A 14,834-nucleotide genomic window follows, 5' to 3' on the forward strand; every position below is an offset into this window, starting at 1 on the left:
GAAGTATCATACCACGATTCATATAAATCTGGCAAGCATAATTTCTATAAAACTAGCAATTAGCTTGAAGTTTTTTAAGCTCTGCTGTTAACAACGGTACAATTTCGAACAGGTCACCAACAATTCCGTAATCCGCAATCGAGAAAATAGGAGCCTCAGGATCCTTGTTGATTGCGACAATAGTGTGCGATTGACTCATACCAGCTACATGCTGAATCGCACCGCTTATACCACAGGCTATGTAGAGCTTTGGAGTGACGACCTTGCCGGTTTGACCAATTTGCATGCTGTAGTCGCAATACCCTGCATCGCATGCACCACGCGAGGCGCCTACTGCACCGCCTAGCTCATCGGCAAGCTCCTGCAGCAGCTTGAATCCTTCACTTCCTTGAACCCCTCTACCGCCAGCTACAATAATATCAGCTTCTGTCAGATCTATTCCTTTACTAATTCGTTTCGCTACGCTCTCCACGATGACTGAAAGTGGTGCAGCTGGTTGGTTGGCAAGGGAGATTGCCTCGCTTAGATCTGTAAAAAGCTCTCCATTTTTCTCGTCAGCAGGCAAGAAGTTGTTCGGACGCAATGTGACAATATGCGGAGAACTGCCTTGAAACAACCGAGTTTCAAAAGCTTTTCCTGCGTAAATCGGACGTGTAAATAAAACCTGCTCATTTTCTACACGAATTGCGGTGACATCTGCGATATACCCAGAAGCTAGCCTGGCTGCTAAGCGAGGAGCCAGCTCTCTACCATATACCGTATGTCCAGCTATTATGAAATCAGGCTTCAAGTCTTCAATAACAACCAACAGAGGAGGCAGAGAGGTGAGTGCTTGCAGCGAATCATGGTACTCATCCACTGCGAGATAGCAGTGCTGAGCACCGTGTCTCAGCAGGTGCTCAGCACTAGCTTGAAGCTCTTTCTCCTGCTTGCCGGCAATAAAGCAATGAACCGTGCCAGAACTGCCTGAAACGACGTCTATAGCCGCCTGCAGTGCTTCCAGCGTAACTCTGCGCAATGCTGATTGATTGTGCTCTGCAATGACAAGTATCGTGTGGCTCATGCTAGCGCTCTCCTTTTCTAATCATATTCGATTCAAGAAGCGATTGGATTAATTGCTTGACCTGTCGTTCAGAGCTACCGGTAAATTGAATGCCCGTCGGTCGAGCTGGTGGAGGAGAGATCGAAACACGAAGCGTAAGGCTGGAGTTAAGCTGCTTACGCTGCTCGTCTGTTAACACCTCTGATGGGTAACGCTCAATAATAGCTTTCTTTTTTGATTTCATAATGCCGGGCAAGGAAGGATATCTGGGCTCATTCAACCCTTGCTGCGCAGTTATGACAGCAGGCAGGGGAATCAGCACGGTTTCAACATCTCCTTCAGCATCACGAGTCACCCTTGCCACCTTTCCGTGCCAAGGCATCATTTCGACTCCCAGCTCGTTTGCTTCTACGATCTTAAGTTGAATCGCTGCTGCTGCGTGAGGGAGTTCAAGAAGCTGAGCCAACTGTAGCGCAACGCTGCCGCTGCCTGAGTCTACTGCGAACAGCCCTGCTAAAATAAGATCGGGCTGCATAGGCCTAATTACTTCTGCCATGAGCGTAGCAGTACGCAGGCTATGATCCGATTCCTCCAATTCGCATATCATAATCGCCTGATCGGCGCCTAGAGCTAGAGCGGTGCGAAGCGCGACGCTGCAACGTTCAGGGCCAACCGTTAAAGCAATAACCTCTGCACCAACCTGCTCCTTTATCCGAAGTGCTTCTTCCAATGCATACTCATCATAGGGATTAATAACATACTTTGCGCCATACTCGTTGATTTTGCCATTTACGATCTCAACCTTTTCATCTGTATCAAATGTTTGCTTTAGTAATACAACGACCTTCATGATGCAGCGGCTCCTTTCTTACAACAGTTGCGAGCATTAACTAGTGCTACCATATGACAGCTTGATTCGAATTAGACCGCATATTCCAGACGCATGATCGTTGCTCCATATACATATAAATGGAAACAGGGTCAACGTTAATCAACAGAAACGATATATACATTACGCTAAATTAGCAAGCAGCCAGCATGAGAACTATTAAATTGTGGAAACGCTTTCGATAATCAAGCTGTACTGCTATAGCCATTGCAAGTAGATGGATGTTCAGCAGACAGCTTTAGCTATAGCTGCACAGGTGTCCAGTACAGAAGAAAGGAGGAGGAGTAATGAATGCAGTCTTCGCACAGCGGGCGCAGGATGCGGTTATCGTAGCTGCAGTTCGAACAGCTGCAGGAAAGGCTGGCATAGGAAGTCTGGCAAATGTGAGGGCAGAGGATATGGGGAAAGCCGTAATCGAAGGCATACTGGCACGAGCGCCGAGCCTGCCTGCTGAGGAGATAGAGGATATAATTATCGGCTGTGCTATGCCGGAAGGCGAACAGGGGTTGAACATGGCGCGCGTCATTGCGCTACATGCTGGATTGCCGCCAGCAATTCCCGCGGTTACGATCAATCGCCGTTGCGCTTCAGGGCTACAATCCATCGCGTATGCAGCAGAGCGTATTCGTTTGGGGGAAGCTAGCGTCATACTAGCAGGTGGAGTGGAGAGCATGAGTCATGTGCCGATGATGGGCTGGAGACCATCGCCGCATCCGGAGCTTGTCGATGCGATGCCTGAGGTATATATGGCGATGGGGCATGCGGCGGAGATCGTAGCCAGACGATACGACGTGACGCGAGAAGAGCAGGATCAATTTGCAGTCGTAAGTCATCAAAAGGCTGCCTGGGCCATCGCTTCTGGCGTATTAGAAGAGGAGATCGTTCCTCTTATCGTAAAGCGCCCTATCGTCAATCGACACGGTCATTATATCGAACGCAGCTTCGAATTCGCACAGGATGAAGGTGTTCGCGCCACAACCTCGCTTCAAGCGTTAAGTCAGCTTAAGCCTGCTTTTGCAGCAAAAGGCACAGTTACCGCAGGCAACTCGTCGCAAATGAGCGATGGAGCAGCTGCGCTGTTACTAATGAGCAGAGCAAAAGCTAACGCACTAGGACTGAAACCATTAGCTGCATTTCGTCATTACGCCGTTGCAGGAGTTGCACCCGAAGTGATGGGAATTGGCCCGATAAAAGCGATACCGTTGTTAATGAAGAAAGCAGGCTTAACGACAGATCAAATTGATTTGTTTGAGCTGAATGAAGCCTTTGCAGCACAATGCATACCGGTCATTCGCGAGCTGAAGCTTCCAATCGAGCGAATCAATGTCAACGGCGGGGCAATCGCTTTAGGCCATCCGCTTGGTTGCACGGGCTCTAAGCTATCTGTGACGTTAATACATGAGCTGGCTCGCCGCGGAGGAGGCTTGGGAGTGGTATCAATGTGTGTAGGAGGTGGGATGGGAGCCGCTGGATTAATTGAGGTATATCCTGGCTAACTGGGACTCAATTGCATTTTCTTTGCTGGTTCAAAAAGACAATAGAAATTATGTAATAAGGCTGCTGTTGCGAAAGGTTAATAGGTTAATGATGCATGACTCACATATGTGATGATTAGAAATCGACAAATCGCTGCAAAGGTTATCGGACGTGAGCACTAAACCGTGTGAAGGAGAGATTGGGTATGGAATCACCTAATCAGCAACCATCGGATGTGCAAGTTCCACAGGAAAATGAACATTTTGTAGATTTGTCAGAAAAGCGTTGGTTAAGACATTATCCAGAGAAGGTCAGGCATACACTAGAATATCCCGAAATTAACGTCGCACAGTTTTTAATCGATGCTGTAACCAAGTATCCGAAAAAATCAGCATTACTGTTTATGGGCAAAACAATGACCTACGAGGAGCTATACACCGCAGCAGATCTGCTGGCAAGAGGACTTGGCAGATTAGGTGTGAAAAAGGGAGATCGAGTGGCAATCATGCTTCCTAATTGTCCACAGGCGGTCATCTCTTATTATGGCGTGCTGCTGGCGGGCGGTATCGTAGTTCAGACTAATCCGCTTTACATGGAGCGTGAGCTGAAGCATCAGCTTAATGACAGTGGTGCGGTAGCGCTAATCACGCTTGATATGCTGCAGCCAAGAATAGCTAGAGTGAGAGGGGAGAACCCCGATGAGGGACCAGTTCCAAAGCTCAGAACGGTCGTTATTACCTCGATTAAGGATGGGCTTCCTTTTCCCAAAAATATGCTCTATCCGATCAAGCAGCGCATGGACGGCTTTAAGACGAAAATTCCTTACGGACACGATGGGTATGTGTCATGGAAAGCCTTGCAAAGTCGTCAGGCACTATCCTTCGAGCGTCCGACCTTAGCTGGACATGAAGAATTAGCAGCATTACAGTATACAGGCGGCACTACAGGAACTCCCAAAGGCGTTATGCTTACTCACCGCAATCTGGTGTGCAATACGCTGCAAAGTCTGGAGTGGTGCGAGCGAATTCGTTTGGGAGAAGAGCTGTATCTATCTGCATTGCCGTTGTTCCATGTGTTTGGATTAACCGTATTAATGAATTTATCCGTCTGTACAGGCGGATGTCTCGTATTGCTGCCCAAATTTGAGGTGCAAGAAGTACTTCGCACGATCGATAAGCTGAAGCCAACGATATTTCCAGGGGCTCCAACCATGTATATCGCACTAATCCAAGCGGCCTCCAAGCAGGCAAAGCCAATTGATCTATCTTCCATTGAAATTTGTATTAGCGGCTCAGCAGCATTGCCGCTAGAGGTTCAAGAAACGTTTGAGAAGATAACGAATGGAAAGCTTATAGAGGGATATGGGTTAACAGAGGCCTCTCCTGTTACGCATGCTAATCCGATATGGGGAAACCGTAAAATGGGAACAATTGGCGTTCCATTCCCTGATACCGAGGCCGCGATACTTTCTACTGAAACGGGGCAGTTTTTACCTCCTGGAGAAATCGGAGAGCTTGTAATACGCGGACCTCAAGTAATGAAGGGATATTGGAACAATCCAGCAGCAACTGAAGCCGTTTTTCACGAGGATTGGTTGCGAACGGGAGACTTGGCTTTGATGGATGAGGATGGTTATTTTGTCATAAAGGAACGGATTAAGGACATGATAATAGCAGGAGGCTTCAATATCTATCCTCGAGAAATTGAAGAGGTGCTGTTTGAGCATCCTGGGATTGCAGAAGCAGCTGTTGTTGGCGTCAAGGATGAATATCGTGGTGAGACAGTAAAGGCGTATATTGTACTGAAGGATCAGGTGGTGGTTTCGGAGCAGCAGCTTAATCAGTGGTGCAGAGAAAGACTAGCTGCTTACAAGGTTCCTCATATTTATGTATTTCGTGATGCGCTTCCCAAAACGATGGTCGGCAAAGTACTGAAGCGCCAGCTGATTGAGGAAGAGGAGCAGAACAATGAGTAAGCCGTATGAGGAACTCGCCAAGCAGGCGCAGTCCACCTTTTGGGGGTATGTTGGCTTTGAGCTTGAGGCGGTCGAACAGGACGCAATTGTCGTATCCCTCGCGATCCAACCTCATCATTTAAATATGATGGGCATTGTTCACGGTGGAGTATTCATGTCGATGCTTGATAATGCAATGGGGCTAATCGTTATGCTTGATCCTACGGTACGAACGGTCACTGCAACGATGAACACACACTTTTTGCATAATGTTTCAAGTGGTACAATTTATTGTAAAGCGGAACTTTTGCATCGTACGAAACGTACTATAACAATGACAGCCTCTATCTACGACGAAAATGATCAGTTGCTTGCTTATGCAAGCGGTTCATATCGTCTGTTGTCATAGATGGTCTAACATTGTTTAGGGAGGGTTTCGTAGTGTGGCATAGCGTAGCTGCGGCGGTTTTGTTAGGTTTCGGGATTATCGTTGCAGTAGTTGGAGTAGTTGTATATTTGCGTATGTATCGAAAACAAGAGCCTAATCAATCGCAGTCACATGATTCGGACTCTGAACACTAGCAGGTCATAATTTACTTATTTCGCCTTCATGATAAGTAAGCGTTCGAATTCGGCGGATTGCTGTGAAGGATAAAAATAAAATATTCTAATGTTTGAGTTGTTTGATATTGTTGTCTGAAATGTTATACTAGTAAGAAAATTTATAAATATTGATCTGCCTTCGTAGAGTATCATCATTGCAGCATAGAGAATGCGGAAAGCATACTCTTTTTGTTATCGAATGTGATGACCATCCAATGTGTAAGGGAGGAGATTTCATGGCCAAACATAGCCAAAATGAAGTCAAGGAAAGTTTGAAGGAATTGACGAGAATTTTCCAACCTAAGGATCCGAGAAAGTTCGTTAAGGATTATGTGCGCAAGTATCGTATTACTGGCGGCTATGAAGATGAACTAACCTCTCTGGTAGAGGATGAGCTAAGCAGGATTAACTCCTCTGCGGTGTAGATCACGTATGTTACGAGCCTATGAGCTAACCATCATAGGCTCTTTTTCTTTGTCTGACGGTTATGTGCATGTGGACAATTTAACGCCGAATACATTGATAGTAGGAATGTAGGAGGCGATGCTTATGAAAACAGTCGGTTATAAGAGCACGGATGAAATAAAAAAAATAAAGCGAGCAGGTCAAATTATTGCTGCCTGCCATCGAGAGCTGCAGAAAAAGCTCGCCGCAGGAATGAAAACGATGGATATTGAACGATTTGTTGCAGCTTATCTTGCAAAGCGAGGTGCAGTTGCGGCACAGAAAGGATTTAAGGGTTATCCTTTTGCAAGCTGTGTTTCCGTTAATGAAGTTGCCTGTCACGGCTTTCCAGGCAGCTATGAGTTAAAAAATGGAGATATTGTTACGGTTGATATCGTGGCAGATGTCGGTGGATGGAAAGCTGATGGAGCATGGACATACATGATCGGAGACGTGAAGCCAGAAACAAGAAAGCTTGTCCGCTCGGCAAAAGCAGCTCTTCGCGCAGGTATTCAAGCTGCTCATGTCGGAAGTGAGTTGTCGGATATCGGATACGCCATCGAACGTCGTGTTGAAGCCGATGGATTTAAAGTCGTACCTTCCTTTGCAGGTCATGGAATCGGCAAGGAGCTTCATGAAGAGCCGCAGGTGCTGCATACAAGATCGCAGACAACTGGCATCAAGCTGCAGGAAGGGATGGTGATTACGATTGAACCGATTGTTACAGCAGGTGCAACGGAGCTGTATATTGCGCATGATGGATGGACCGCGCGAACGATCGATCATGCTTTAACGGCACAGTTTGAGCACACGATCGCAATCACGAAGCAAGGACCGCTGCTGCTGACTAGTCTGGCTGCACCATCGAAACGTTCCTCCAAAGCGAAGCCCTAAATATAAGATTGCCATGAGAAACAACTGTGACGCTCTGCTGCAAGAAGGGGAGGGGCAGGATGCTTCTTTTCTTGCAGTTACATAGGGGTTTAGATTGGGAAGATTGTGGAATTGCAATCATGTCCTGTATAACCATGACATAGAATAGAACCACGAATATATGCTAGTCCCGCAACGGGATATGAATTAAACTAAATATAATATAAAAAGGAGTGAGGTCATTGGTGTATTTTGTTAGCAATGATTGGCTATTGCAGCGTATTGAGCAGCAAGCGACTGATAGTATCGTCATCGTCGATACGCGTTATGATTTGTCAGATGTAGATGCGGGAGAGCTGGCTTATCGACAAGGGCATATTGCAGGGGCGCATTATGCAAGCTTGAGTCATGATTTATCGAGTGCGAAGAGGCTTGATGGAGTTGGTGGAAGACATCCTCTTCCTGAACCCGAGACGTTTGCAGCATTTGCAGCTTCTATTGGGATTCGGGATGGCGTGAGTGTTGTGGCATACGACGATCAAGGTGGAGCGATGGCATCACGCCTACGCTGGCTATTGGAGTGGATCGGATTCAAGGGCGAAGTTGCTGTGCTTGAGCATGGCTATAAGGGCTGGGTGGAAGCGGGGCTTCCAGTAGATGCAGCTATACCAAAACGGCTAGATGCAGAGCCGATGCCTGTTATACGTAACGATGATATGGTGCTCTCACTGGAACAGGTTAAGGAAAGAGTAGGCAAGCCTGGAGTTGTCCTGATTGATTCTCGTGATGGAGCGCGTTATCGTGGCGAGCATGAGCCAATTGATCGTGCAGCTGGACATATTCCTACCGCGATCAACCATTTTTGGCAGGAGGGCAAGCGAGCAGATGGCTCGTGGAAAACGCCTGAAGAGCAAGCAGAGCGGTTTAAGGGAATTCCTCGTGATGCTAATGTCGTCGTGTACTGCGGTTCAGGTGTAACCGCGACGCCTAATGTATTTGCACTGCGTGAAGCGGGGTATCAGCATGTGCAGCTTTATGCTGGTTCTTGGAGTGAATGGAGCGCAAGTCCCGACAATCCTGTGGAGACGGGAGAAAAGTAAGAACTGCGAGGCCGCGCAGGACGCGGGTTTGAGGGCTGTGACAGGTTGCTGGTTGGTGACCTGTTGCGGCTCTCTTTAGGTTTTTCTGTCAACCACAGCCCAAGGCATTGTCAACGGGAGTCGTTCGGAGCACCAATATTCAAGCAAACCGAAGATTTGGTTTGTTGTCGATCAGCAAAAGGGGAAAAGCATTATCCATCCACGACCCGGAAGGGTCAAAAACGGAGCGCTTCAAGAGCTTACGCAGTAATACGTTCCAGCACTCTTGAGCGTAAGCTTGAACTAGCCCCGAAGGGAGCGGTTGTCGGAAACCTTACGTTCCAAAAGAAGAAGCGTAAGTTCTTCAACATATTTCCCTTGATCTTGCGGACCAACGGAAGTACCTTCCGTTTGCGGAGGCTACCCGTCGTCCTTGTCCCCAGGCGGTTGATTTTCTTCTCCGGTTGTCTTACTATGGAACGCTACCATTACCTTAGCCAGTTGCAGGCGCAACAGTTCTGTCATAAGCCCCAGTTTTTTCTGATAAATGAGCGTTAGAATATCCTCTACTCTCAGGCACACAAACTCAAGAAGATCATCACGAAAAGCTCGAAGGATTTATACGTTGAATCGTGATTATTATGGTTTTGCATATCGGTTTGGATTAGGAAACGCCAAAGCTGAGGCGGCAACGAACGAAATATTTACGGAAATTATAAAGTCCTCCCATCCAATCAGACAAGAAATATCGAATGTCAGCTAGGGAAAACGTAGGAAACTCATTCATTTGTTGATATATTTATTTGAGTGCAATTCTGCGAAAAGGGAAGGATGATTATGAGAAAAGATATAAACAATTGGGTGCCTATAACTGTGCCTGAAGTATGCGCGGTTTTTTCAGAGATTCCTGTTATTTGGTGTATTGCAGGAGGTTGGGCATTAGATTTATATGTTGGCAAGCAGTCAAGGAAACATGGTGATGTGGACGTCATAATATTACGCGAGGAGCAATTAACCGCGTTCCAATATCTATCGAAAGATTGGACACTGTACAAGGCCGAGAATGGCAAACTCGCTCTGTGGGAAAAAGGAGAGTTTCTCTCGTCTACAAATGACATATGGGTCAGTAAAAATAGCAACTCCCCATGGGCCTTTCAAATTATGTTAATTGATTCAAACCATGATTCGTGGATTTACGGTAGGGAAAAGTCTATCAACAGACCAATGACAGATATAATAGCAAAAACTAAAGAGGGTATTCCGTATTTAAGACCAGAAATACAACTTCTTTACAAAGGTGGAAGTTCTGAGATCCGAGAAAAGGATCAAAATGACTTTTTGACTGTTTTTCCCTTACTAACGCCACAAGAAAGAGAGTGGCTCAAAGCTTCGATGCAGATACAATTTCCAGAGGGACATGTTTGGGTGGATTATATCGAGAATAATAAATGATAAAGGATTCGGTTGTTTAAGTAACTTTGACGTGGGCTCGGTTTAATATGCGCGTCTCTGTACAATGTTATAACGAATAAGATGTAAATGATTTTAACGCTTCCACTCATGTTTATACAGTAAGTTACCTCATACTATTTAGACATAAATTATTTAAGGAAAGAAATTGGTAGACGTTCCTGAGCTTCATTCATCATAAGGATACCGTTTTTATCGCATTTTTGGTAAAAATTTCTATATGTAAAAAACCAGCCTAACTGGTTCATCGTATCTTGAACATTGCATTAATGCGCTTTCAATATAAAGGATATCGAGTATAATCGTATTGAGACAGCTATGTCGAACACCAGTGTGATATTTCGTTTTGAGAGTATGAAATTAAACATGTGGAGGTGTGTCTCGATGAGCAAAGCGCTTGGCGAGAAGCAATGGATCATTCCTGATGGGTATATACCTGAAGTAAGCTCAGGTGATTTAGTAAGTCACGAATCGATATGTGTGCTGAACTGTTCATCAGAGGAAGCAAAGCTTAGCATTACGATTTATTTTGAAGATCGAGAACCGATTAGCAATATTCAATATACGGTACCAGGGAGAAGAACCAAGCATATTCGAACTTCTTCCTTGCATCGTGATGAAGAATACTTACCAGTTGGCGTACCTTATGCCATTCAAGTCGAAAGCAATATTCCAGTGGTCGTTCAATACAGCAGACTGGATTCAACCCAATCAGAAAATGCGCTAATGTCAACAATGGCATACCCGATAACGATGTAACTCAATCGTTTAAGTTGTTTGCAGTAAGAGAGATATTCTCTTCGTATGAAGGTCCAAGTAGATATGATAAAGGTTGAAAATTAATGTGCACCCACCTTAGTGGGTGCTTTTTTGTTTATCTCAGTTAGTATCTTTTCATTTATAAAGAAGCTACCTCAGCCTTACAAAACAAGACGAGGTAGCCAAGCTAATAACTAGTGATTTTGCTCAATTTAAATAAATATTGAATTAGCTTATTGATATGCCAGCACTTGCATAACCACTAACACTTTGTGTGTTCGTTGCCCCAGTAGTTGTCATAAAGAAAACAAGCAGTACACGAGTACCTTGTGCAACAACATTATTAATAGCTGTTACCGTTCCAGTACTAATTGTACCAACATTAATAACTCCATTTAAGGTCGGTAGAAGGTTAACAGTAGAGTTTGGTACAGCTACAAATGTATTGTTTGGAGTAGTTGATTGGTATAGACGTGCACTGATTGTAGCGTTTATTCCGGTGAGGTTGACTGAGGTCGTTGTACTAAAATAGGCTGTTAAACTTGAAATAGTTCCTGCTCTTGGCATTGAGAAGGCGAAGTTAATAATGGCAGCAGGTCCGCCAGTTAAGTCTATCGATGTTCCTAGGTTAGCTGTGAGTACACCGGAATTGCCAAATCCAAGTACTACTGGCGGTCCAGCAGCTCCCGATGCGAGAGAAGTTAAAGTTACGGGGCCTCCTGATGCAAAAGGGATTATACTAGGTGAACCAGTCGCACCCGTAGGTCCAGTCACGCCAGTAACACCAGTGATGCCTGTAGGTCCGGTTGCGCCAGTAGGCCCAGTGGCGCCAGTAACTCCAGTGGCGCCGGTAGGTCCAGTCACGCCGGTAGGTCCAGTCACGCCGGTAGGTCCAGTCGCGCCGGTAGTGCCGGTCGCCCCGATAGCACCAGTGGCGCCAGTAGGTCCGGTTGCGCCAGTAGGTCCAGTGGCGCCAGTCAGTCCTGAAGCGCCGGTAGCACCGGTCGCCCCCGTAGGTCCAGTCACGCCAGTAACCCCAGTGACGCCTGTAGGTCCGGTTGCGCCAGTAGCTCCGGTCGCACCCATGTCGCCAGTCACACCAGTCGGACCAGTGACGCCAGTAGGCCCGGTGTGGCCAGTCGCGCCGGTAGTGCCCGTAGCTCCGGTCGCACCCATGTCGCCCGACGGTCCTGTTGCACCAGTCGGACCAGTAGCACCAGTGATGCCCGTAGCACCTGTGTCGCCGGTAGCGCCAGTGTTACCCGTAGCGCCAGTCGGACCAGTAGCGCCAGTCGGACCAGTAGCGCCCGTAGTGCCGGTAGCCCCCGTGCCACCTGTCGCGCCAGTCGCCCCGGTGTCGCCAGTAGCGCCAGTGGCACCAGTGACACCAGTCGGGCCCGTGTCGCCCGACGGTCCGGTAGCTCCACTCGGTCCAATATCGCCTGTCGCACCAGTAGCACCAGTGATACCAGTAGCGCCAGTAGGTCCGGTATCGCCCGTAGCTCCAGTAGCGCCAGTAGGTCCGGTATCGCCCGTCAGCCCTGTTGCGCCGGTCGGTCCAGTAGGTCCGGTATCGCCAGTCGTGCCAGCCGCGCCAGTCGCACCGGTGTCACCAGTCGCGCCTGTAGTGCCAGTCGGACCCGTAGCCCCGGTCGCGCCGATAGCGCCGGTCACGCCAGTAGCCCCCGTAGCGCCCATCGGCCCCGTGTCGCCGGTAGCGCCGGTATCGCCGGTAGCTCCAGTAGCACCAGTAGGCCCGGTGTCGCCGGTCGTGCCAGTAGCGCCGGTAGCACCCATGTCGCCAGTAGGTCCGGTATCGCCCGTAGCCCCGGTCGCGCCTGTAGCGCCCGTGTCACCAGTAGGTCCGGTAGCCCCCGTAGCGCCCGACGGTCCAGTGTCGCCCGTTGGACCAGTGTCACCCGTAGCGCCGGTCGGTCCGGTCGCGCCCGTGTCGCCCGTAGCGCCTGTAGCCCCAGTTGCACCAGTGACGCCAGTTGACCCGGTGTCACCAGTGACACCCGTCGCGCCAGTGTAACCCGTCGCGCCCGTAGCTCCAGTTGCACCAGTAGGACCGGTGACGCCCGTCGTTCCAGTAGCCCCGGTAGGTCCGGTGTTGCCCGTAGCCCCAGTGACGCCCGTCGCTCCAGTAGTGCCAGTGTCGCCCGTAGCCCCAGTTGCGCCAGTAGGTCCGGTAACACCTGTAGCCCCGGTAGCGCCAGTAGGTCCGGTAACACCTGTAGCCCCGGTAGCGCCAGTAGCGCCCGTGTCGCCCGTACTGCCCGTCGGTCCTGTTGAACCCGTAGATCCAGTAGCCCCCGTAGCTCCTGTTGCGCCAGTAGGACCGGTATCGCCCGTAGCTCCAGTAGCGCCGGTCGGTCCAGTCGCGCCAGTATCGCCCGTAGCTCCAGTTGCGCCCGTCGGTCCGGTCGGGCCCGTGACACCAGAAGCCCCGGTCGGACCAGTGACGCCAGTATCGCCCGTAGCGCCAGTAGCCCCCGTGTCACCAGTAGGTCCGGTATCGCCCGTCAGCCCTGTTGCGCCGGTCGGTCCAGTCGCGCCGGTAGCGCCAGTCGTGCCAGCCGCGCCCGTCGCACCGGTCGGCCCGGTGACGCCCGTCGGTCCTGTTGAACCCGTAGCGCCAGTAGCGCCGGTAGCACCTGTGTCGCCGGTATCGCCAGTCGGACCAGTGACGCCAGTAGCCCCCGTAGCTCCTGTTGCGCCAGTAGGTCCGGTATCGCCAGTAGGTCCGGTATCGCCAGTAGCTCCTGTTGCGCCAGTAGGCCCGGTATCGCCCGTCATCCCTGTTGCGCCGGTCGGTCCAGTCGCACCAGTGACGCCCGACGGTCCTGTTGAACCCGTCGCGCCAGTAGCGCCGATAGCCCCTGTTGCGCCAGCAGGTCCGGTGACGCCCGTCGGCCCTGTTGCGCCGGTTGGTCCGGTCGCGCCAGTAGCCCCAGTAGCCCCAGTGACACCAGTAGCGCCGGTAGGCCCGATGTCGCCCGTAGCCCCGGTAGCCCCAGTCGCGCCGGTATCGCCCGTAGCACCCGTAGCCCCAGTCGCACCGGTATCGCCAGTCGCGCCAGTCGCGCCAGTTGCGCCAGTAGCCCCAGTAGGTCCGGTGTCGCCAGTAAGCCCAGTGTCGCCCGACGGTCCTGTTGCACCAGTAGCCCCAGTCGCGCCCGTGCCACCAGTCGCCCCAGTAGCACCAGTAGGTCCGGTATCGCCCGTAGCACCCGTGTCACCAGTCGTTCCGGTATCACCGGTCGCGCCGGTAGCCCCAGTAGTGCCGGTCGCGCCGGTAGCCCCAGTCGCGCCAGTCGCGCCCGTAGCGCCAGTCGTTCCGGTAGCGCCAGTCGTTCCGGTATCACCCGTGGGACCAGTAGCACCTGTGTCTCCCGTAGCGCCGGTAGCGCCAGTGTCACCCGTAGCCCCAGTCGCACCGGTATCGCCAGTCGCGCCAGTGACGCCCGTCGCTCCAGTAGCACCGGTCGCCCCAGTGACACCAGTAGGCCCGGTGTCGCCCGTAGCCCCTGTTGCGCCAGTAGGTCCGGTAACACCTGTAGCGCCGGTAGCGCCAGTGTCACCCGTAGCCCCGGTAGCGCCAGTCGCGCCCGTGTCGCCCGTACTGCCCGTAGCCCCCGTGGTGCCGGTCGGCCCGGTGACGCCCGTCGGTCCTGTTGAACCCGTGGGACCAGTAGCACCTGTGTCTCCCGTAGCGCCGGTAGCGCCAGTGTCACCCGTAGCCCCAGTCGCACCGGTATCGCCAGTAACCCCAGTGACGCCAGTAGCCCCCGTAGCACCAGTGTTACCCGTAGCTCCTGTTGCGCCAGTAGGTCCTGTCGCGCCCGTGACACCAGAAGCCCCGGTCGCACCAGTAGCCCCTGTTGGACCTGCTAGATCATCGTTCAGTTCAATATCGACGATGACAGAACCTTCACGAAGTGTGATGTCCAGTGTATCGGAAGTGAAAATAAGGGGTTCACCTAACGTTACGTTCAATACATTATTGTTATTATCTCTTACAGAAAACAAAGGTGTATCATTAGATATGCCTGTTGGTCCTGTGGGACCAACAGCACCGGTAGGTCCAGTAACGCCCATGGGTCCAGTCGCCCCTGTTGGTCCAGTGGCGCCCCGTCTTCCGTGAATTGGATTAATTCCATGTATACTGACAACTTTATATTGTATGTGATCGGGATTTTTATCTGAATTTGTCAATCGAGTCACCTCCTGGATATTTTATGG

General features: G+C 50.3%; 12 protein-coding genes. 9 read left to right on the top strand and 3 right to left on the bottom strand.

Annotation, left to right across the window (positions count from 1 at the left end; genetic code table 11):
* Positions 1–52: 52 nt before the first annotated feature.
* Positions 53–1,063 (bottom strand): electron transfer flavoprotein subunit alpha/FixB family protein, encoded by a 1,011-nt coding sequence (locus ACFP56_RS13285; protein ID WP_379235229.1) that lies wholly within the window; start codon positions 1,061–1,063, stop codon positions 53–55.
* Between the two features lies 1 nt (position 1,064).
* On the bottom strand, positions 1,065–1,892 hold the full coding sequence (locus tag ACFP56_RS13290) for an electron transfer flavoprotein subunit beta/FixA family protein (RefSeq protein WP_379235231.1): 828 nt from the start codon (positions 1,890–1,892) through the stop codon (positions 1,065–1,067).
* 326 nt (positions 1,893–2,218) lie between these two features.
* Between ACFP56_RS13290 and ACFP56_RS13295 the strand changes: the two genes are divergently transcribed.
* From ACFP56_RS13295 to ACFP56_RS13335, 9 genes are all read left to right on the top strand, one after another.
* Positions 2,219–3,427: an acetyl-CoA C-acyltransferase gene (locus tag ACFP56_RS13295; RefSeq protein ID WP_379235233.1), complete on the top strand. Its 1,209-nt coding sequence runs from the start codon at positions 2,219–2,221 to the stop codon at positions 3,425–3,427.
* A gap of 185 nt (positions 3,428–3,612) precedes the next feature.
* Complete coding sequence (locus tag ACFP56_RS13300; RefSeq protein ID WP_379235235.1) at positions 3,613–5,382, top strand: long-chain-fatty-acid--CoA ligase; 1,770 nt, start codon at positions 3,613–3,615, stop codon at positions 5,380–5,382.
* Positions 5,375–5,770, top strand: a complete 396-nt coding sequence (locus ACFP56_RS13305; protein WP_379235237.1) for a PaaI family thioesterase — start codon at positions 5,375–5,377, stop codon at positions 5,768–5,770. The genes ACFP56_RS13300 and ACFP56_RS13305 overlap by 8 nt, the downstream gene beginning before the upstream one ends.
* Positions 5,771–5,802: 32 nt before the next feature.
* Positions 5,803–5,943: a hypothetical protein gene (locus ACFP56_RS13310; protein WP_379235239.1), complete on the top strand. Its 141-nt coding sequence runs from the start codon at positions 5,803–5,805 to the stop codon at positions 5,941–5,943.
* A 257-nt stretch (positions 5,944–6,200) separates the two neighbouring features.
* The gene (locus ACFP56_RS13315) at positions 6,201–6,389 is read left to right on the top strand and encodes a hypothetical protein (protein WP_379235241.1); all 189 of its coding nucleotides are present in this window, start codon (positions 6,201–6,203) and stop codon (positions 6,387–6,389) included.
* A gap of 124 nt (positions 6,390–6,513) precedes the next feature.
* On the top strand, positions 6,514–7,302 hold the full coding sequence (gene map / locus ACFP56_RS13320; protein WP_379235243.1) for a type I methionyl aminopeptidase: 789 nt from the start codon (positions 6,514–6,516) through the stop codon (positions 7,300–7,302).
* A gap of 224 nt (positions 7,303–7,526) precedes the next feature.
* The gene (locus ACFP56_RS13325) at positions 7,527–8,381 is read left to right on the top strand and encodes a sulfurtransferase (protein ID WP_379235901.1); all 855 of its coding nucleotides are present in this window, start codon (positions 7,527–7,529) and stop codon (positions 8,379–8,381) included.
* An 816-nt stretch (positions 8,382–9,197) separates the two neighbouring features.
* A complete protein-coding gene (locus ACFP56_RS13330; RefSeq protein WP_379235245.1) occupies positions 9,198–9,812 on the top strand; it encodes a nucleotidyltransferase domain-containing protein in 615 nt (204 codons plus the stop codon).
* A gap of 402 nt (positions 9,813–10,214) precedes the next feature.
* Positions 10,215–10,589: a sensory rhodopsin transducer gene (locus tag ACFP56_RS13335; RefSeq protein WP_379235247.1), complete on the top strand. Its 375-nt coding sequence runs from the start codon at positions 10,215–10,217 to the stop codon at positions 10,587–10,589.
* Positions 10,590–10,817: 228 nt separating this feature from the next.
* Here ACFP56_RS13335 and ACFP56_RS13340 read toward each other — a convergent pair whose 3' ends face one another.
* Entirely contained in the window at positions 10,818–14,807 is a 3,990-nt protein-coding gene (locus ACFP56_RS13340) for a beta strand repeat-containing protein (RefSeq protein WP_379235249.1), read from the bottom strand.
* Between the last annotated feature and the right edge of the window lie 27 nt (positions 14,808–14,834).

The sequence above is a fragment of the Paenibacillus septentrionalis genome, from assembly GCF_042659865.1.
GTDB classification, from domain to species: Bacteria; Bacillota; Bacilli; order Paenibacillales; family Paenibacillaceae; genus Pristimantibacillus; species Pristimantibacillus septentrionalis.